This is a genomic window from Butyrivibrio sp. NC3005 (genome assembly GCF_000424545.1).
Lineage (GTDB): Bacteria > Bacillota > Clostridia > Lachnospirales > Lachnospiraceae > Butyrivibrio.
Genome location: NZ_AUKC01000043.1, coordinates 1 through 21,346 on the forward strand (window position 1 = coordinate 1; position 21,346 = coordinate 21,346).

Genomic DNA, 21,346 nt, shown 5'->3' on the forward strand with positions numbered 1-21,346 from the left:
GTTACATCTGATTTTATTGTAAATATTCTATCTTTATCCATGTCTATATAATACCATACGTAATTAGCAGAGTCAAGAAAAGGCGGCTAACTCATGACTAAAGTCACGAGTGTGCGCCGCCAATGTTATCAAATACAGGTTTATTTCTCCTTATTGCGATAACGACCTTTTTATCTCTTAGAAAACGCCCCCATTGCTTTTATATCTAAATAATGCTACATTGTAATTACAAAAATAGCAATTGCAAATATATAATAGCAATATATTGCAATTCTCATTGCAATATATTAATTTACTATCATCAAGTATTACAAAGGAGTTTTTATGTCACAAAACAAGATAATCGAACTTCAAGCCTTGAAAAAGAGCCTAAAAATGACCTATACAGAAATCTCTCAAAAATCCGGTCTTCCTCTAAGCACAGTCCAAAAAGTCCTTGGTGGGAAAGTGCTGATGTAGTTACTCTTATCACTAGACCTAGACGTTTTGGAAAGACTTTAAATCTAAGTATGCTCGATTGTTTCTTCTCGAACAAATACCTTAATAGCGACCAACTATTTAAAAATCTTAGTATCTGGCATTACCCGCAGTTTCATAATCTTTGCAACAATTATCCAGTACTGTTTATAAGCTTTGCATCAGTCAAAGGAACTAACTACCAAACCGCCAGAGCTCAGATTATACAAGAAATTATCACTCTTTATCGTAACAATGACAATGTTAGAAATGCTGACTTCTTAACTGACATGGACAAACTTTTTTGGAGCAAAATTAACTATGAAATGACAGATGCCATAGCTACTGACTCGATACGTTTCCTCTGCGAGATACTTAGCAAGTACTATAACCAAAAAGTCATTATTCTATTAGATGAATATGATACTCCTATCCATGAAGCCTATACTGATGGTTTTTGGAGTGAGATGACAGGCTTTATCAGAAACCTATTTAATGCTACTCTGAAAACCAATCCATATCTTGAAAGAGCACTTTTGACAGGCATTACCAGAATCAGTACAGAATCAATTTTCTCAGACCTTAACAATCTCAAGGTTGACACTATAACAAACGCCAGATTCGACAAAGATTTTGGTTTTACAGAGTCCGAAGTAAGGAATGCTCTTTTATCCTATGGTCTTAGCAACACCTTTGAAGATGTAAAAAAATGGTATGACGGTTTTACCATTGGAAAATGTACTGAGATTTATAATCCCTGGTCAGTAACGCAATACTTGGACGAGCGTACTCTTGGCAATTACTGGGCCAACACCAGTGAGAACTCTCTGGTAGAAAAACTCATACGAGAAGGAAGCATAGATGTAAAAAAGTCAATGGAATCTCTTCTAAAAGGTGACACTATTGAAGTTCTTATAGATGACGAAATTGTATTTAACCTCATAGATAAAAGTGAATCTGGAATATTTAGTATGCTTCTAGCTTCCGGATATCTAAGAATAAACTCATACATACTTCAAAGCGGTGTCAGAAAAAAATGCAATGTGTCTCTCACAAATCTTGAAGTTCTACACACCTTTGAAGATATGATAAAACGATGGTTTTGCTTTTCAGGGCAAAAAAGTATTAATAGGATAAAAAATGCGGTCTGCATGGCAGGCCGCTTTAGTTTTATTCATAATAGCATTCCCATATAACTCTCACCAGTTCTTTGGAACTGCCTCTTTCTATCCACAAGTGTCTATAATCTTTCTCAAACAGTTCATGATTAGCCTTAGTATCTGTTAGTATCATTCTTTTATTCATTTTCTCATAGATAAAAGCTTTTCCGGGAATTGTTCGGTCTGCTTTATCGATTGTTGCATTAAAGTGTCCTGCAAGGCACAAATCCGCAGATTCTATTTCACCAGCAAGCTTTTCTTGCGAAAGCCATGGATAATAAGTCAAATTAGGAATTTTATTTACTATTTTCTTATTTTTCCTACTTAATCTGCCTATATAGACAAGCTCTAGAATTTTATTATCAATATGACTGATTTTCACTGCATTTCCGAGTATTGCAAAAGCTCTTACCACAATGTCATTCCCCTGCAGTGGAAGGCCAGTTCCAAAATACAAAACTTTATACTCTTCTTTTCTTTCGCTATCATCTGCGCTACCTTCTATAAGCCCGCGTTTTCTTAAGAATCTTTCACATCTTTCCTCTCTAGTTAATTCAAGGGTATCATCTGTATCCTGGCCTTTGTTTTGGCTAATGTTACTTGTATGATATATTTCAGGATCAGCTTCCAGATACATTACATCGAAATCTTCCATTTTCCTTTTGGACATTTTAGAAAAATAGATTGCATCAGAAGCTGTATCTGTTACTACCAAATCAGCTTTTTTCAGAACTCTTACATCCATTATTTTAAGAAATATTGCCACTATTCCTTTTTTAAAAAAGTATTTCCTATCGCAGCAAATCGTATCATATAAGGACAAGAAGAACTCAGCTATAATAATAAGCTTCTTTTTATCTGGATTATTCCTGTTTTCTTTTTGAAACTCTTTATTAACTTTTATTATTTTAGACCATATTAATTGAGGAAGAAACCCAGCTATGATTACGTCTGCATTTTCCAAAAGGTTAGTATTTATTTTTTTTCTAATATCTGATGCCCGCAAAAAGGCATTACTTTTTTCTGATGTCACTATTTTGACGCCGCTTGCGTTTTCTTTTAAAAATCTCCTTATTTGAGAAGTTCTTATATAATCTTTGTTTTTAACGGTAATATATATGACATTCTTGTTTTGTATCAGTTTTTTTAATTTTGACTCCGTCATAATATTGTTTCCTCGAATGGTATTGTGTATCCTGCAGAATCTTCCTATTGGCACTTATCGTATCACCTAGTATTCCTATCATCAGGCAGACAAATCCGATGATAATAAGTGTACATGCGAAAATAAGTGACTGAATATGTCCCGCTCCGCCGATTGTAATGAACAAATAAACAAATCTAAGTGTAATAACAAATCCCGGCATAAAAGGAAACAATGATAGAAACATGAAAAATTTCAAGGGTTTATAAATAAGATATGCCCTTAGAATCGTAAGCATTGACGTTCTGACATATCCCATCATACTTTTGGCCAGTCTCGAAGACCTTAGTGCAGGATTAGTCCTTATAGGCACTGATATAATCGGAATCTTCTCTCTTCCTGCCTGCACTATTGTCTCTAATGTGTATGTATAATCGTTGACTACATTTAGGCGCAGAGCTGCTTCTCTCGAAAAAGCTCTGAAGCCGCTTGGCGCATCCGGTATCTTAGTATTAGATGCCTGTCTAACAGCCCAGCTTCCCAAGTGTTGCAGTTTTTTCTTTATAAAAGAAAAATCCTTGGTATCATCAATCGGTCTTTCACCAATAACAATATCGGCCCGCCCTTTTAGAATAGGTGTTACGAGTTTGACTATATCTTCACCATAGTACTGGTTATCCGCATCTGTATTAACGATTATGTCTGCTCCATTTTCGAGCGCCACATCTATGCCTGCCATGAATCCTTTGGCAAGGCCTTTATTCTGAGTGAAATTGACGATATATTGAACTCCCCAGTTTTTAGCTACATTCAATGTAGCATCTCTGCTTCCATCATTTATTATCATGTATTCAATTTCATCAATTCCTTCGATTTCCTTTGGCAAATCGTTGAGTGTAACCAGTAAAGTCTCTTCTTCATTAAAGCACGGAATTTGTATGATCAGCTTCATATGCAGCCTCGTTTTCCTTTTCGTTTTTTGAGCTGTCTTTGGAATCTTTTTTTGTAAAAAGCTTTGTTACAAATGGTGCTGCAATTGCTACTACAATAAGTACTATGATAACAGTTCTCCAGATAAATGCATTTCTCTTTGCTCTCATCTGGGCAAGGTATGAATCAATGTATATCTCATCTGCATTTGCATGGTTTTCAAACTCTTCATTAAGTTCTTTTTTATTTACTCCTGATTCTTTCAATTTTTCTTTTGAAACTTTTTCATCTTGTTTATCTTTGGAACTTTCCTCTGCTATCAGCTTGTTTCCAACATTTTCCTTTAATATATAAGCTGTTTTTCCCTGATAGTAGACTTCGTAGAAATCTCCACTCTCTCCAGTTACAAATACCATATCACCTTTTGACAGATTTGCTACTTTGGGGCTTTTCGCATCAGCTTTCTCCAGCAGGGATGAATCGGTACTTACATTGTAAATCATTCCTTCCACCTGAGTAGACTTCCCTGCATATACTTTTATCTCTGGAAAGCTCATTACTATAAATCCTATAACAAAAAGCGCCAGGAACATTTGTTTCATTACTTTTAAAAACGTTCTACTTAGCTTCATGATAATTCTCCTTTCGAATTTTATTTCACAAGTGTTCATGCATCAGTCATTGTAGTACATAATAAAATGTCCCATCTGATATTTGTTATCAAATCTTTGTGAGAGTTCTTTGCAGTAACCACTGTTATAATCACACAACACTATCATGCTCTCATTAACAGCATCACCAACGTATTCTTCAGATGGATATATGACATTTATATCCGCATCTTTATTAGCAAATTGAACAATCTCAATATATTGCACTGCATCTTCATAAAGATATAGAATATCTGCTTTTTTCCTCTCTTTTCGTATATCCTGTAATTTGTCTCCTACTATTAAATCACCGTATATATACGATTGATTACGCATTACAAGGTTGTTACTAAAATAAATCGCACCCAATATCTGAATAAGTGCCATAGCGGCAAAAACGTAATCTGTTCTACGTTTTTTATAAAATATGACTAAAGCTGTTATTACTAATAATATAAGAAGTCTTGCTATTACTTCTTTCCATAAATAGTTTGGAACATCAGGATTAAACTCATTTAGAAAGAAGCTCATTCCCAGCATCAAGGAGCTATGTGCATCATTAAAATGCATAGGATTTCTAAGTATAATAAGATATCCAAAGCACATCATGACTATAGAAAACAGCATGATAAAAACTGTCTTTTTCCATATCGTTAGGATTTTCTCTTCTCTTAGAAGTGCTATTAGTCCTATAGCCATGCATACAGATAGAACAAAATCAATATATCTTCCATGGAAAAGGAGCTCCAATCTAGTAGAAGTCTTATTACTGGCTCCATACAGATACACTAATTCAACTCCAAACTGTCCCAGAAAAGATACTAGTAAAAATATGTAAAAATATCTTTTTTCACTGTTTTCTTTTCTAATTTTTCCTATTATGTATATAAATCCCCAGGCAAATAACCCATAGGTTGCCATACAAACGTACAAAATTTTCCCCGGAAGATCTTCTATCAAAGTTAGTATTCCTTCCAAAGACAATATTTGTCTTATTTTGTGAACCTGTCCATGAATATTGTTCCATGCAAGTACATCTTTGGAAGAATTCTTGTAAATACCTGCAATAACAAAATCATATATTATAAAACTGATGAGAAACAACGCGATTACTATCGCCAGAACAATCAAAATATTTCTAATTGCTTTTTTGCTTTTCCTTTTCCCTATCATATAGAAAAAAAGAGTAAGCATTACGGAAAGTATCATTCCCATGCATCTCATATGCACGAAATACATATATATAGTTACAAGTGCCAGTAAAATTCCATTTACTGCTCTCTTTTTTTTCAAAAATCTTAGCATTAGGAAACAAATAAGTATATATAGAAAGCACAGATAGCTTTCTGTCATTGTAGACTTGGTATATGTAACCCATGAGGGGTTTAGTGCAGCAAAAGCGCTTGCAATTGCCGCTTCCTTATTAAAGTCTTTGCTATTCAAATCAATTACTTCTATTAATATATGATAAAGAAGCACTATGGAAACAGCATGCATTATCATATTTACAACAATTGCCATTCTATATGTAACTATCGCATCTGTAAAAAATTTAAGAACGGGTAACAGTACAATACTATACCCATAAGAATAAAATGAGCCAAGAGCTGTTATTCTTGACCAGTCATACCCGAGCATTTTGGCTGCCGGAGCCCAATATCCAAATTCATCTGGAAAAAAAGTAAATCCGTAAATTCCATAAATATCATGCATACAAAGACATATCAATATAAGTATTCCTATTCCAAGATAAATCCTATCTTTGTGTTTCCCCAAGTGCATGCCCCCTGTTTAATCACATTTAGATATTTTTTAGTATCTATTTAGAAAACATCGGGAAATAATTCATGACCAGCATGTAATCATTTCCCGACATCTTGTCTTTACATTACTTCTTGAATGATAATGCTTTTAAGAAAGTAACGATATACTTTTTAGTATTTTACCTGACTTAGTATACGATTACAGCATATGCTCCAAGACCAGCCTGTACTGGGAATGTAACTGTATTTGGATCATTATCCTGATCTTCGATAATCTTTGTTGCGCCGCCAGGAAGAACCTGTACTATAGCGTACTTCTTACCAGCAACAACCTGATTCTTCTTAAGGCCAACCTTAGCTACAACTTCGCCATTTTCAAGTCTTACAAACTTGCCGCCTGACATCTTACCAAAGTCAACATTAATAGCTTCGATAACAGTTCCACCTACTGACTTAGCTGCTGCATCGATGCATGCAAATGCAAGAGGGCTGTTCTTAGCAGAAATATCATAAACCTTTATAAATGGTCTCTCTGCGCCTGTAAGTCCAAGGTTAGCAATTGCATTAGCAAGTGATGTTGTAACAGCAAAACCAGCTAGTTTCTTAACTGCATATGCTCCAGGAAGCTGTGACTTAGCACCTGCAACTTCGCTTGTAGGCTCGTAGTTCTTAGGTGCTGGTTCTGGTTCTTCAGCTGTTGGATAATACTTAGGAGCTTCAGGTGTAGCGGTATGAGTCTTAGCAAATGCTGTGCACGGTGCCAATACCATTGTAGCCACAAGAGATGTAACGAGTAACTTTTTTGCAACGCTTACTTTCATAATATGGATTCCTCCTTATAAAATGAAAAATTTGTAGTTCCAAGGCGTATGCCTTGTAATTTATATGTAAACGAACTACACATAAATTTCGATTTTATATTATATTCCGTTAATTTATTGTTAGAATATAATATATTTTGATACAAATACTATTCTACTACCGGCTTCACAATTTTTAAAGCGCAATTTAACGCTTTTTTGATAACAAATTGATAATTGTGAAATTTTCCCGAATTCTTTCAGCTATAAAAATATAGAATCCCTCTACATTTTACGGATTTCTCAATTTCTTTTTATCCTGATTTCAAAGAAAAATTCTATATTTTGATAAATAGTATCAATACCAAAACCAAATACATTCATTTTATCGGAGAACCTTTATGAAAAGTTTATAGGTTCTTGTTTTCATAATAACAATCATCTATCTAGCTTTTCTTGATTAGGACTTCCGAATGATAATCTCCTGATACTTTTTTATAGTTTTTCATGATATCACAAAATATCAATATCACAATCTTAATCATTCTTAATAGTTTCCTATAATCTCTTCGTACAAAGCATGCTTTTCTAGACGAAATTTCATACATAAGAATTTCTTTCTTTCTATAAATTTTCCACGGATTATCAAGCGGTGTCATGATTCCGCATTTTTTATCTGCCCAAAACAACCACCCGTTTATGGTTAATTTCTTGAAAAAAGTAGTCTTATATTTCTTTTTGTTATAGTAGTTTCTCAACTGAGATATTGAAAGATTTTGATGAAAATTATTAATTTCTTTAACCAATTCATCTTTATTTCTTACATCGAGTTCTAGCTCTTCTATATCTTGCAGAGGGAAATTTTTCTTGTAATAATCTGACAGTCTTCGATGATATGTCGCACTATCAAGCTTTGATATCCACTCTGGTCCTTTTAAAAAGTCTTTTATGCCTTTATATACAAACTCCATTTCAGCATATCTACACATAAGTAGTAACCCAAGTGTTCGCTTACTTGCCCATAATGCCACTTCAAAAGATTTCACTTTAGGTTCATATAAAGCTTCTGTTATCAGGGTATTCCGCATATTGTAATATTGTTTTACTCCTGGAAAACATAGCTCAAATCCCTGATGCCAAACTCCTATTCCGTTTAAAAATAATACTCCATTCTTCTTCCTTCTAAGTCCAAATTGAATATCATCATGATGAACAAATACTGGTAACGGCAATTTATCTTCTGTAACCTCGCTCATTGGATATGTGCAGCACCACCACGCTCCATAACACTCATTTTCATGACCCACCTCACACATCCAGTCAGAAGTGCATTGATTATAGTCTCTTAAATCTGTCAAAAGATGTTTATTTATTATCCTAAATCGTTCAAAACTTTCTCCACATGCATGCTGCAGATATGGATAATCTTCACGCCATAAAGCTCCACCTACTGCAGCCTTTGCATATTTGTCTTTAATAAAGTGCAGTATTCCGAATAACCGTACAAAGGTATCAGGATCAAAACATGCATCATCATCCATCATTACAATATGTGTAAAAGGTCTTTCTATACTAGACCGTGATACATTTGTAATCCACTTGTTTTTAGCTATTACTTCCTTCATACCTCTTGTAAATCCGCCACATCCACCTGTATTGTCATTAGGAATAATTCGAATAATTTGAACTTTTTTGATTAGATTTTTTAATTCTGTACTTGTGGATAAAGTCTGCCCGTTATCTATGAGATAAATCTGCATGTTCCTGACTATATCGGGCTCTCTTTCTATAAAAGATGCAATCTTAGTCATATTTTTTAAAACGTATTTTTCTCTTCTATATGTACAGATATTGACTGCAAGTCTTACATCTTTTTTCTTATTTGCCCTTGCGTCATAATAGCCTTCTATCTTTTTTTCCACATTCTCGTTAGCCTTTTTTAAAGAAAACCAGAATACACCTTTAGTATAGTCCGCATATGGAAATTCAAATGTATATGTCACAAAGTTATTCTCATCTAACTTTCTCTCTACAAGTACCTCTTTATCATGCATAAGTCTAATCCAGCTATATCCTTTTAGTGTAACAATCAGTGATAGACTTTCTATAAAAGTATACTCTTTATGTTTCTCAATATAGAAAAGGTTGAAATATCCATTGAAAAGCTGCCATTTCTGATTATTATGAAAGTATAATTCATTTTCTTTACATATATCTTTACTTGGAACAAGTATGCTTTGAATTTTCATGTTTTCCTCATCAGATACTCTAGGAAGATTTTTCCTGAAGTCTATTTAATAGATACAATAATCTCGGGCTTTTCAGCTTAAATACAACATATACCGCTTTTAGTTTCCATTCCAAATCCTGCCATGAAACCCTATTAAATGCGATTTTATAGGTATCATTTTCCATAACGTCTATTACTCTTTGGTACTTTTCATTTTTGGTCAAAGGACATTTTGCCGCAAAAAAATACAGTCTACACAAAATAGCAAAAGATTTTACTACCCTGCAATAATATGCTCGTTCGAGTAATGTCGGTTTCCCTTTAACTTCTGCCAAATCCAAATACTGACTTTCATCATTCTTTGATTCTTTATTTTGCTTCTGTATAACTTTTGAGTTTATTTCTTGTTTTGTACTTTGAAATTCTTCCATGTATCTCTTCTGAGACAAAAATGTTTGAAGAAATTTGAACACTTCCTGATCTTTCTTAGCTCTGTCTTTTTTATATGAATTTGTAATAGAATCTGAATGATAAATATAATGATACAGCGGATGACTAATATAGGAGATTTTTCTGGCCTTATCAAAACATTCAAAATTAAAGACCATGTCATCCAATACTTTTAATTTTTTTCTGAATCGTAGATTATTCTCTTCTAAGAAGCTTCGACGATATATTTTATCCCAGGGAGCTGCAAAAGGCACTTCCTGAACATCTTTCATTTTAAAAGGGGTAAAATGCGGATATAGAACTGCCGCTTCGATTTTTTCAATTTGTTCTCTTGAATCCATACAAAAAGGTTCTGGCGCATGTTTCCACAACAAAGTCTCTGTTGACTTATCCCAAAAGCCATCAAAAATAACTATATCAGCACCTGAATTCATTCCTTCTTCATATGCTTTTTGGCAATACTCGTTCTCGATAAAATCATCCGAATCAAGAAAAGCAACAAATGTTCCTTTTGCAAGGTCAAGGCCTGTATTTCTAGCGGATGCTACGCCGCTATTTTTCTTGTGGATTACTTCTATTCTATTGTCTTTACCTGCATATTCATCACATATTTTTCCCGACAAGTCAGTAGACCCGTCATCCACAAGGATAATCTGAATCGTCTGTGACTTGTCAGAAAGAGTTTGCACACATACTCTGTCCAGGCATTTTCTAAGATACTTTTCAACATTATAGATTGGCAAAATCAGTGTTATACCAATTTCCATTTAAAAGCTCCCTTTACTTTAAAATGTTTACCAAAATATCAACGCAGTTATCCATACCAATTGCACCGGTATTAAGACAGATATCATAATCTTGAAACATTCCCGGTGTATGACCTGTATAAGTCTTGTAGTAAATATCTCTTTGCTTGTCACGCTTTTCAATATACTTCTTAAGGTCCATTGAACCGTTCTCGTGCAGTTCTTCTGCTCTCTTATATCTATGTTCCATATCTGCATACAAAAAGATATCAAAAGAACGAATCTTGGCTGCACTAAGGATAATATTAGAACAGCGTCCTACTATGATACATGGCTCTTTAGCAAGCTCAAGAATAGTTCTAACCTGCGCATCGAAAATCGCATCATGAGAACTGGTATATGATGATGAATTATTCAAAATGCTATTCACAAAGCGTGATACGTAGCTTATATCTTCACCTTCTCTAAGAATATCATTCTCTGAAAATCCGCTTTCCTTAGCTGTCAATTTAACAAAATCATTGTCATAAAAAGGGATTCCGAGCTTCTCGGAAAGACTCTTCGCAACAGTTCTTCCACCTGCTCCGTATTGCCTGCTGATAGTAATAACCTTATAATCTGAGTTCATAAGTCCTCTCTTTACTGGGATTTAGTGATTATGCGCAAAATAACTTTTGCATCATCAAATAATTTTTCGTCACTTACATTCAGAAACTCGCATTTACTGCGAGTTTCGTGAGAACAAAAGTCAAGTGGCAAACTGGTCCAAGGCGAAGCCTTTTCAAATGACCAGTTTGCGTGGTTTTTGGAACGTAGTGACAAAAATCCATATATCTTCATTTTATTCCGAAGCAGTTCAATTGTCAAAAAACTCTATTTTTTGCTTCATTTTAAAAAAACAGCCATTATGCTACAATAATATATTGAGTGGTATTACTCTTGTCATTGTTTTTCATAGGTTCTTGTTTTCATCAGGAAAACAAGTAACCGTACCAGACCAAAATTTGTCGTCAAGAGAAATTTTGTCCTGCGAAGCAGGATTCTTGCTGATGATTATCCTAAATCTCAGCAAGAAGTCATAAAATTAGCAATAACTGCGAGTTTCATGAGATTCTTATCTAGGTGACAAACTAATCCAGCTCAAAGTCTTTTTTGCACATTTCAATTTTTAAATATGGAGGATTACTTTTTGTCTAAATCAATCAGAAAAATACTTTCAATAATTCTTTCTTTATCGCTATGTATATGTTTAACCACAGGATGCGGTGATGGAAAGAAAAGGCTTATGTTCGGAACTGGAGGTACAGCCGGCACTTATTATTCTTATGGCGGTATCATTGCCCAATATCTTACAAGTCATGCAAAGGTCAAGGTTACTGCTGTCTCTACTGGCGGATCCAAGGTTAACATCCAATCTATTCAAGATGGAGATTTTCAGCTTGGCTTCACACAGTCTGATGTTATGGATTATGCATGGAATGGCACCAAGACTTTTGCAAAGGATGGTCCAACTCATGACTTTAGAGTACTGGGTGGTTTGTATAACGAAACTGTTCAGCTCTTTTCCATGAAAAAAGATATAAAGTCTGTAGCTGATTTAAAAGGTAAGAGTGTTTCAATAGGCGAAGCTGGCTCTGGTGTTTACTTCAATGCTCTCGATGTTCTCGATGGTGCAGGAATTTCGTTAGATGATATAAAACCTCAATATCTTAGTTTCGAGGATAGTAAAGAGGCTCTCAAGGACGGTAAAATAGATGCTGCATTTATTGTAGCAGGTGCTCCTACAACCGCTATTACAGAGCTTGCAACCACTAACGGAGTAAATCTTATTAACATAAATGGTAGTTTAAGAGATGCCATATTAAAAAAATGTCCTTATTATACAGCGCTTGAAATCCCAGCCAAGACTTATCCTGGACAAAACGAGCCAGTTGAGACAATAACAGTCAAGGCAACTGTAATAGTGGATGCATCTCTTGATGAAGATACTGTCTACAATATGACTGCAGCTATCTTTGACCACACAAAAGATATTGCCAAAGAAAATGCAAAAGGCACAGAGCTTAGTCTAAAAAACGCCACAGATGGTATGGCTGTTCCATTTCATAAAGGCGCTGCCCGTTACTACAAAGAGCATGACATTAATGTTAAAACCAACTAAAAAGGAGACTTCTATTGATTAATAATACAGAACATTCAACCCCGGTTTTGCATAGTAGTGAAGCAGAAGCTTCCATCGATGCAGTAATGAAAAAATATGACAGAGAAAGTAACACCAGAGTATGGACAGGTACTCCACAGAAGGTTATCAGACTTTTTGTAGCAGCATTTTCTCTTTGGTGTATTTATGTAACTTTATTTGCAACTTTCCTTGAAGAAATTAGATTAACATCTTTTTTGGCTCTTATTATAATGATGGGTTTTCTAATTTATCCTGCCAAAAAAGGTATTACAAAGCCTAATCACATGCCCTGGTACGACATTGTAATGATGATTGCCGGTACTTCTTCATTTTTGTACTTTACTTTCAATGCAGAAAGTATTATTCAGCAGGGAACAAGGTTTAAGACTTACCAGATAGTTATAGGTATAATCGGTGTTCTTATGCTAATCGAGATAACAAGGCGATGTGTTGGTATTCCTATTTTGATTGTAGCCGGATTTTTCATTATCTATGCTATGTTTTTTGGTCTTACCAACCCAAGCTTTTTTGGAAGATTAAAATACCTTGTTAGAAATCTTTTCTATACAAAAGAAGGAATCTTCGCAACACCTGTAAATGTATGTTCCAAGTATATCGTTGTATTTATTATTTTTGGTGCTTTCCTTGAAAGAACTGGTATTTCCAATTTCTTCATCGAACTTGCCAACAGCGTAGCTGGTAAGTATGCAGGAGGTCCTGCTAAAGTTGCTGTTATTTCTTCTGCTCTTTGCGGTATGGTATCGGGATCTTCAGTTGGTAATACAGTTACTACAGGTTCTGTTACTATCCCGATGATGAAGAAGACAGGCTACAGAGCAGAGTTTGCCGGTGCTATTGAAGCTGCTGCCTCGACCGGTGGTCAGATAATGCCTCCTATTATGGGTGCTGCTGCCTTCCTTATGGCAGACTTTGTCGGAGTTCCTTACTCTGGTATTATCAGTAGAGCTATCATTCCTGCTATTTTATACTTTGCAGGAATCTTCATAGCAGTTCATCTTGAGGCTAAAAAATTAAAGCTTTCAGGTATTCCAAAGGATCAGCTTCCAAAATTCACAGACATGATCAAGAAGATTTATCTTCTTCTTCCTCTTGTCATGCTGGTTGTATGGGTTTCGGGCAACATGATGACAATGCAGAGAGCTGCAAGTTTTGCAATTCTTCTTGCTATTTTTGTCAGTCTTTTCGACAAAAAGGACCGTATAACACCTGCCAAATTGTTAGATGCTCTTGTAGCTGGTGGAAAAGGTACTATCACAGTAGCTGCTGCCTGTGGCGTAGCCGGCATCATCTCTGGCTGTATCACAATGACAGGTCTTGCAAATGAGCTTATTAATGCGATTATTTCAATAGCCGGAGACAGACTTATTATCGCACTTATTCTTACAATGCTTTGCTGTATTGTGCTTGGAATGGGTGTTCCTACTACAGCCAACTATTGTATTATGGCTGCAACAACTGCTCCTATCCTTATCAGAATGGGTGTTCCTGCTCTTGCTGCACATTTCTTCGTATTCTACTTTGGTATAGTTGCTGATATAACACCACCTGTTGCACTTGCTGCCTATGCCGGTTCTGCAATTGCCAAGTCTAACCCTATGAAAACAGCGTTCAATGCTTCAAGACTTGCTATTGCAGTATTCATCGTACCTTATGTATTTTGCTTTAACCCGGCACTGCTTCTTATCGATACAACAGTTTTAGGTGTTATTACAATTGCACTTACATCCTTTATTGGAATATTCGGAGTATCTTCATCACTTGAAGGATATATCTTTACAGACATGACTATTGTTTCAAGACTTCTCCTTCTTGTTGGTGGTGTATGCATGATTGATCCAAATCATTTGACTGACCTTATAGGTCTTATAATGATAGTACTAGGCTGCGTGCTCCAAAAATTAAAGGCACGAGGTGAAGTCACAGAAAACAAAATATAGATTTAATACAACACAGGGGGTTACATCAAAATGTCACTTTCAGAAAGACTACATGAAACAATTAAACGAAGTATTGAAAACAAAGAGGTTGCAGGTGTAAATGTTTCTATAATTCAAAACGAAAAAGAAATCGCCTATACGGAGTGTGGTTACAGGGATATTGAAGAAAAGAAGCCTTTTGACAAAGATACAATTTTCAGGTTGTATTCAATGTCTAAACCACTCACAAGTGCCTGTGCATTTATTCTAGTCGAACAGGGATTACTTGATTTAGGAGAACCTGTTGCAAACTATATCGAAGAATTCGCAGACACAAAAGTTGTGTGTGGTGATAAACTTGTTCCTCAGAAAAGGCCGCTGCAGATAAGTGATCTTCTAAATATGACCTCAGGTCTTACCTATGGAGGATTAGGAAATCCTGCTTTTGCAAAGACTAGTGAAATAATCGCTGATGGACTTAAAAAGCTTAGGACTGATGAGGCTATTTCAACTGTTGAATTTGCAAAAAAGCTTGCTGGTGCTCCTCTTTTATTTCAGCCTGGTGAGCATTTCATGTACGGCTTTTCAGCTGATGTTTTAGGTGCTGTCATTGAGGTTGCATCTAAAAAGCCTTTTGCACAGTTTATGCATGACAATATCTTTGCACCTCTTCATATGGATGATTCTGCTTTCTATGTACCTGATGAAAAACGTGACAGACTAGCAAAGGTATACGATTTCGATAACAAGACAAAAGATCTTAAAGAAGTTAAGACAGACAATCTTCTTATAAACTATGATTGTGATAAAAATCCGGCATTTGCATCGGGTGGAGCTGGCGTCATGTCTACTCTTTCAGATTATTCCAAATTTGCAAAGATGCTTTTAAATGGCGGAACTTACGAAGGTACTACTATTCTTCGTCCTAATACTGTATCCTTTATGACCAGCGGCAAGCTCCGTCCTGAATGTCAGAAAGATATGGATAACAGCATGGAACACAACATAGGCTTTACCTATGCGAACCTTCTAAGAGTTATGGATAATCCGTCTATTGCTACTACTCTTTCTTCAAAAGGTGAATATGGATGGGATGGCTGGCTTGGACCTTACTTTGAGAATGTTCCAGAGTATAATCTTACAATTCTTATGGGTATGCAAAAGATAAATGCTGGAACCTGGTCACTGACAAGAAAGCTCAGAAATGTTATTTTCTCAGAACTTTAATTTAATATTTCCATAGAATAATCAGTGAGGCTATTGCAATTGGCAAAATTTTACAATCCATTAGCAATAGCCTCATTAATGTATAGGAAGTGTATTTTGGTTAATTTCGTATAGCAATACGTTTTTATATCTATAAAAGTTTTATTTCGTTGCAAATTTTATCTCCAAATAAGTTTCTTCCAGTGTTCTACCTGTTCTGGCGTCATAAATCCTTCAGAAGTCTTTTCATATCCAAGTTTATAAGATGCACACAAAAGCGCATTCTTAATTGCCATAACACTATCGCCTGTTTCAAGATAATAATGAACAAAACTTGCTATAAGTGCATTACCAGCTCCCAGCGTATTTACAACCTTAACTGTATCAACAGCGTTAAGATGAATATTTATATTCTGTTTCTTGTCAAACAAAATAAGACCGGTTCCACCCTGACCAAGTATAACGATATCATTTCCGTACTTACTGGCAATATTTTTAACAAATTCAAACGGATCCTCATCAACGCCATCATCACTTAGGTACAATATGCTGGCATTGCTTAAGAAATCGACATTATATTTTTCTTTTTCTCTGTTATAAGTTCTAAGGTTAAGTGCTATTTTAGTACCAGAGTCAATTGCTGCCTGAACGAATGGTCTGCAAAAATTGGCGTTAGATAAGAGTATTATATCTGCCTCCGAAATTGGACCAGATACAAGATTCATGTCATAAGCTGTGTCACGAAGATTTTTGATATCTTCAAAAATCTTCTGTTTCCAGTTTTTATCTACAAACACAACCTCTGTTGGAGTTTCTTCCATTTTCTTTAGCATATACTGAGTATCAATCCTTACTCCGGAATCAGCCGGATTGAATACTCCCATATCCTGATTTCTTCCGACAACAGACATAAACGTTACTTTATCGCCGAGCCATGAAAGAGCCAGCGCTTCATCATATGCATCTCCACCTGCCGATACATAAATTGGAGCAGAAAATAACCTTTCGTTCTCATCCAAATAAAATGAATCAACTTTAACAATTGTCTCTATCTGTGTTACTCCTGCAACAATTACGTTACTCATCTTAATCGTCTCCTTATATAATCAATGTCACGAATAAACATAAGAATACTAATGCTACAACTTATATCGGACAAATTTCTTATTTATTTTATACTTTTCTCTCCTCATGCATATATTGTTTATTAGCATACATTCTCTTGTCGGCTTCTCTTATAAGTGCCTCTGCATCTTCTCCTGGATGCTGTTTCCAAACTGCTCCGAGGGCGATACTGATATGATTCTTCACAAAACTTGATCGCAGCTGTTCCATGACGCTGTCAACATCGTCTTTATTGGGCATTTCGACAATTGATACAAACTCATCGCCGCCAAGTCTGAATACATGATTGGCTCCAAACTGATTATTTAAAACTTTCGCAGTTGTTCTAATAAGCTTATCTCCCGCTTCATGACCTTGTGTATCATTAACTTTTTTTAGTCCATTAATATCGCCAAAGATAATAGCAAAACCTACATCATCCATATTCTGTATGTATTTCTGTGCAGCTCTTCTATTCTGAACTCCTGTAAGTGCATCTTCATTGCCTATAGCCTGCAGTTTCTCAATACTAGACTGAGTCTGAATCAGCATATTGAAGATTCTTATAACTCCATTTATAGTCATATCATTTTGATCTAGAGATTCAGCACATGGATTATCTATCTGCAAAAAACCAACTGCTTTGTCATCAACTTTAATCTCTACAGCTATAAGACTTTTAACTCCGTTCTTTATAAATCCATCTTTAAGAAATCTTCCAAGGCTCTTATTCTTCTCCATATCCGGAATCACAATATTCTTTCCGGTATTAAAAATCTTATAGAATGGAAGAACCCTTGTAAGAGGTACTTTTATCTGAACGTCTTCTTTTTTCTCTATGCCTTCTCTTGCCCATGATTTTTCAAGAATAAGATTTTCTTTTTCTGTTCTTGTAAAAAAAAGTACCTTATCTGCAAGACAATAATTACCTATAATACTCATCATAAGTTCAAGCGATGAATTCATATCATTTTTTTCAAGTGCAAGTTCCAACACTGATGTAATATCATTTAATGTCTTTCCGTTTGTAAATCTGTCAAAACCTTTTCCGGTATTCTTAAAATAATCATCAAGGCACAGATTCATGGAAAAGAAATAGTTTTCTCCTTTCCATGGAATAATCGTGTTTTTCCCCAAAAAATCCTTACCAAGAGTTGGAATGTGCCACACTCCGCTGGTAAAAGTATCTCTTCCGCATCCAGAAAGCCTACATTCTGTGCATGGAGTAGACATAGACTTTATTATGTCATGACATGTTAGCCCGCGAAGTGACTCTCTTTCGCCAAGTCCAAGGAGTTTTCTGCCATATTTATTTAAATATACGAGTGAATAGTCACTGGTACTACTCATAAATACAAGTTCATTTAAATCATCAAACTTTTCTCTATCAAAAATAATAACTTTTTCATCGAACTCTTTTCTTCCAAGTTCAAGATTTCTTACTTCATATAGCCTCTTGATAAGAAGTTCGTATAATTCCTGACCATTTGATACTTCATTTCTACTGGCAAATGATGAAATAGCTGTCAGGTTAACTTTATTTTTATTGATTTCGTGGATAGCGTTTATTTTTTTCCTGCAATCAAGAAGCTTGTCATGTATTTCCTCTGACGAAACATTTCTTGACCAAATGGCAAATTTGCAATCTTTAAGTCTGGATATAAATGCACTCTTATCAAAGTGTTTTCCTATAATACCCGCAACACGTTTAATAAGCATTTTTCCTGTTTCATCACCGTATTCCTCGACTATGCTCTTATACTCTTCAACGCATACCATTACAGCTATATATTCCTGATTATTCGTCTTGTTGCCGGAGTCATATTTTTCCAAATTTGCCATCATTGAAACAATGTTCATATACCCTGTCACAGAATCTGTCTCAGACTTATAATCATTCTCGCCAAAGGCTTTAGTAACTTCCTCTTTATCTACAAAATAGCCTATAAGTCCATTTATCTTATTTCCTTTATTTATAGGAAATTTACTGACTACTATGCTCCTTATCTTGCCTCTTACTATATTTTTTCCTTCAATATTGACTGAAGGTGTGCCTGTTGTTATAACTTGTTCCTCTATTTTCTTAAAATCTTCGTCTTCTATATGCCAGCCGATTTCTTCATCTGTTTTTCCCAATATATCTTTTACTGAAGAAAATCCATAATAATCAAGAAATGATTTACTGGCTCCAACAAAACGTCTATTCTCGTCCTTCCAGAATACTTTCAAAGTTGAAGAGGAAATAAAACTTCTCCAAAGGCTACTCTCATTCTCCCAAACTCTTCCTTCCTCATCATAATAATTTTTAGCCTGACTAAGCTGTTTGAAAGTCTTCATAGTTCCTTCATCTTCCCAACAGGATGTCTTCATACAGGCAAGGAGCTTTTTCTGATTAGATTCCGGTAATATCATGACGTTTGTTTCCATCCAGTGATAACTTCCATCATCATCTCTTACTCTGAAATCTTCTGAGTATATTCCTCGTCCACTCTGAAGTATTGCATTTATAATGAATTCTTTGCTGCAGAATTCCGAAAATCTCTTTCTATCCTCAGGATAAATATAGTGTTCTCTATAAAAAGCCAAAATCTGCTGCAGGTCAAGTAATGTATCTCCTGCTTTCTCAGAAACAAGGTTAGTAGCAAGAATATCTTCTGTATCCTGTTCCAAATCAATAAGATAAATTCGATCATACATAAGAACAAGATTTCTAAGTGCTTCATTTAAATTCGAAATATACTTTTGCTCATCATCATAAGTTGCATCTTCTATCCTTGCAAAATGAACACAGCCAACACTGCTGGTTGATAATGTTTCAAACGAGAACTTGAAATAATGGTTTCTATTTACAAAAGTCATCCTCTGAATAAGCCCTGTTCTTCTGGCACGATTAGCAAGATTCCTGAACTTTCTTCCAAGAGGAGATTCAGTAGAATTCATATCTTTTTCTATAATTTCATGACTTGAAAAATCAGGAGAAGCATTTATCTTCTGATATGCTGCATTAGAAAACTGTAGTTCAAATCTTTTACCATCATCAAAAAATAAAGCAATCGGGTTCTCATTTATCAAATCTCGTAGTCCGGCTTTGTCATAAAGTACTCTTAACTCCTGATTCTCAGGCATTATTCCAAAATATCTTAGATGTTGAAGCTGATCGTCATATCTGCTGGCACTTCCATAGAAATATCCCTGGATTTTCTCACATCCTATACTACATAGAAAACGAAGTTGGTCTTCATTCTCTACGCCCTCTGCCAACGTATGAACTCCTATTTTTTTGGCCATATTAACCATAGACGTAAGTATTTCGACTGTTCTGGCATTCATATTTTTTAGAAATGCCATGTCGAATTTTATTTCATCGAACTCTAAATCTTTTAATACATTAAGCGCTGAGTAACCACTTCCAAAATCGTCCATCAAAATATAGTAACCAGCTTCAGAGAATTTATGTATAACACTCTGAATATATTTGCTGCTTACCATTATTCCTTCTGTTATTTCTATACTGATAAGATTTCTGGGAATAGCATTATCTATAACTGCTGTTTCTACTTCTTTGAAAATATCACAATTAACAAAATCTATTCTTGATAGATTAAAAGAAATAGGTACAACATCTTCATATGCATCGAGTCTTTTCTTTAAGTTTTCGCAGATTTTCCTGATTATATATACGTCAAGCTTACTGATTTGTCTGCTTTTTTCAAGTGCAGAAATAAATTGCTCTGGTTTAAGCATTCCATACTCTTTGGTTTCCCATCTTGCTAGAGCCTCCATGCTGCACAATCTTCCGGTTAAAGCTCTTATTACAGGCTGATAGAAAACTTCGATGTTTTCTTTTTTTAATGCTTTGTCTATGTTAGCACAGACATAATCTTCGATTTCTGCATTTTTTTGTAAAATGGAATCGTATTTGCAATAATGCTGTTCAACATTATTTTCTATTGAATCGCAGGCAATCTTGGCATAGTCACACGCAGAAGATACTTCGATTTCATTTGACTCATATTCATAGATACCGGCTTTTATACGAATTCTGCTCCTAGATCGAAGTTCTGATACCTGATCTCGTATTATCTCTATTCTATCTGATATATTAAGTTCATTTGTAAATACCACAAAATGGTCATCAGAAAAGCGCGAAACAAGGCTCTCTTCAAAGTTTTCTTTCAAAATCTTACCAACTTCTATAAGAACCTTATCTCCTTCTTTGGTACTATATTTTACATTGTAATATTTAAAATGCACTAAGTTAAAATAAATAAGAGAATACTTATTCGAATAGAATAAATCCGACTCCACCAGTTCCTGAGCAAACTCAATAAAACAGCGTTTGTTCATCAACCCTGTTAGTTCATCAGCATCCATAGTAGTACTTGCATTAACAAAATCTCTATCAAATTGCTGATCCATCGTGTAGCTAGCCCCCTTCAAAGTAACTGTCTGTTTTATACAGACAATAACCTATCAACCTGTTTGTGGTAAAACCAGTTTAGCGCGACAGTTTATTTCATATACTATTATAGACGATATTGTGTGCAAACACCAACTTTTTTTAATATTAGTTCAAATTCATTGCGTA

The 21,346-nt window shown here is 35.0% G+C and carries 15 protein-coding genes; 5 read left to right on the forward strand and 10 right to left on the reverse strand.

Annotated elements, in window-relative coordinates; genetic code table 11:
* Positions 1–324: 324 nt before the first annotated feature.
* Both G634_RS21795 and G634_RS19030 read left to right on the forward strand, forming a co-directional pair.
* Positions 325–459 (forward strand): hypothetical protein, encoded by a 135-nt coding sequence (locus tag G634_RS21795; protein WP_256379375.1) that lies wholly within the window; start codon positions 325–327, stop codon positions 457–459.
* Between the two features lie 8 nt (positions 460–467).
* Positions 468–1,652: an AAA family ATPase gene (locus tag G634_RS19030; RefSeq protein ID WP_256379374.1), complete on the forward strand. Its 1,185-nt coding sequence runs from the start codon at positions 468–470 to the stop codon at positions 1,650–1,652.
* Here G634_RS19030 and G634_RS0111610 read toward each other — a convergent pair.
* The 8 genes from G634_RS0111610 to G634_RS0111645 form a co-directional block, all read right to left on the reverse strand.
* Complete coding sequence (locus tag G634_RS0111610; protein WP_026505420.1) at positions 1,627–2,781, reverse strand: hypothetical protein; 1,155 nt, start codon at positions 2,779–2,781, stop codon at positions 1,627–1,629. The two genes, G634_RS19030 and G634_RS0111610, sit on opposite strands and share 26 nt — an antisense overlap.
* Positions 2,720–3,712, reverse strand: coding sequence for a glycosyltransferase family 2 protein (locus G634_RS0111615; RefSeq protein ID WP_026505421.1), 993 nt, complete (start codon positions 3,710–3,712; stop codon positions 2,720–2,722). The genes G634_RS0111610 and G634_RS0111615 overlap by 62 nt, the downstream gene beginning before the upstream one ends.
* Entirely contained in the window at positions 3,681–4,322 is a 642-nt protein-coding gene (locus tag G634_RS0111620; RefSeq protein ID WP_026505422.1) for an SH3 domain-containing protein, read from the reverse strand. The genes G634_RS0111615 and G634_RS0111620 overlap by 32 nt, the downstream gene beginning before the upstream one ends.
* Before the next feature lie 42 nt (positions 4,323–4,364).
* Positions 4,365–6,116 carry a hypothetical protein gene (locus G634_RS0111625; RefSeq protein WP_026505423.1) on the reverse strand — a complete coding sequence of 584 codons (1,752 nt, stop codon included), beginning with the start codon at positions 6,114–6,116 and terminating at the stop codon, positions 4,365–4,367.
* A gap of 175 nt (positions 6,117–6,291) precedes the next feature.
* Entirely contained in the window at positions 6,292–6,924 is a 633-nt protein-coding gene (locus G634_RS0111630) for a hypothetical protein (RefSeq protein WP_026505424.1), read from the reverse strand.
* A 425-nt stretch (positions 6,925–7,349) separates the two neighbouring features.
* Positions 7,350–9,152, reverse strand: a complete 1,803-nt coding sequence (locus tag G634_RS0111635; protein WP_026505425.1) for a glycosyltransferase — start codon at positions 9,150–9,152, stop codon at positions 7,350–7,352.
* A 19-nt stretch (positions 9,153–9,171) separates the two neighbouring features.
* The gene (locus tag G634_RS0111640; RefSeq protein ID WP_026505426.1) at positions 9,172–10,350 is read right to left on the reverse strand and encodes a glycosyltransferase; all 1,179 of its coding nucleotides are present in this window, start codon (positions 10,348–10,350) and stop codon (positions 9,172–9,174) included.
* A gap of 13 nt (positions 10,351–10,363) precedes the next feature.
* Positions 10,364–10,957: a cytidylate kinase-like family protein gene (locus G634_RS0111645; RefSeq protein WP_026505427.1), complete on the reverse strand. Its 594-nt coding sequence runs from the start codon at positions 10,955–10,957 to the stop codon at positions 10,364–10,366.
* Positions 10,958–11,518: 561 nt separating this feature from the next.
* On the opposite strand from G634_RS0111645, the gene G634_RS0111650 reads away from it, so the two are divergent.
* Genes G634_RS0111650 through G634_RS0111660 form a run of 3 tightly spaced genes read left to right on the forward strand, consistent with a single transcriptional unit; the run spans position 11,519 to position 15,675 of the window.
* Positions 11,519–12,490, forward strand: coding sequence for a TAXI family TRAP transporter solute-binding subunit (locus G634_RS0111650; RefSeq protein ID WP_242826814.1), 972 nt, complete (start codon positions 11,519–11,521; stop codon positions 12,488–12,490).
* Between the two features lie 14 nt (positions 12,491–12,504).
* Positions 12,505–14,469: a TRAP transporter permease gene (locus G634_RS0111655; protein ID WP_026505429.1), complete on the forward strand. Its 1,965-nt coding sequence runs from the start codon at positions 12,505–12,507 to the stop codon at positions 14,467–14,469.
* 30 nt (positions 14,470–14,499) lie between these two features.
* The gene (locus tag G634_RS0111660) at positions 14,500–15,675 is read left to right on the forward strand and encodes a serine hydrolase domain-containing protein (RefSeq protein WP_035799872.1); all 1,176 of its coding nucleotides are present in this window, start codon (positions 14,500–14,502) and stop codon (positions 15,673–15,675) included.
* Between the two features lie 158 nt (positions 15,676–15,833).
* Here G634_RS0111660 and G634_RS0111665 read toward each other — a convergent pair whose 3' ends face one another.
* Both G634_RS0111665 and G634_RS20435 read right to left on the reverse strand, forming a co-directional pair.
* Positions 15,834–16,739: a carbohydrate kinase family protein gene (locus tag G634_RS0111665; protein ID WP_026505431.1), complete on the reverse strand. Its 906-nt coding sequence runs from the start codon at positions 16,737–16,739 to the stop codon at positions 15,834–15,836.
* 88 nt (positions 16,740–16,827) lie between these two features.
* Positions 16,828–21,177: an EAL domain-containing protein gene (locus G634_RS20435; RefSeq protein ID WP_051233905.1), complete on the reverse strand. Its 4,350-nt coding sequence runs from the start codon at positions 21,175–21,177 to the stop codon at positions 16,828–16,830.
* Positions 21,178–21,346: the final 169 nt, after the last annotated feature.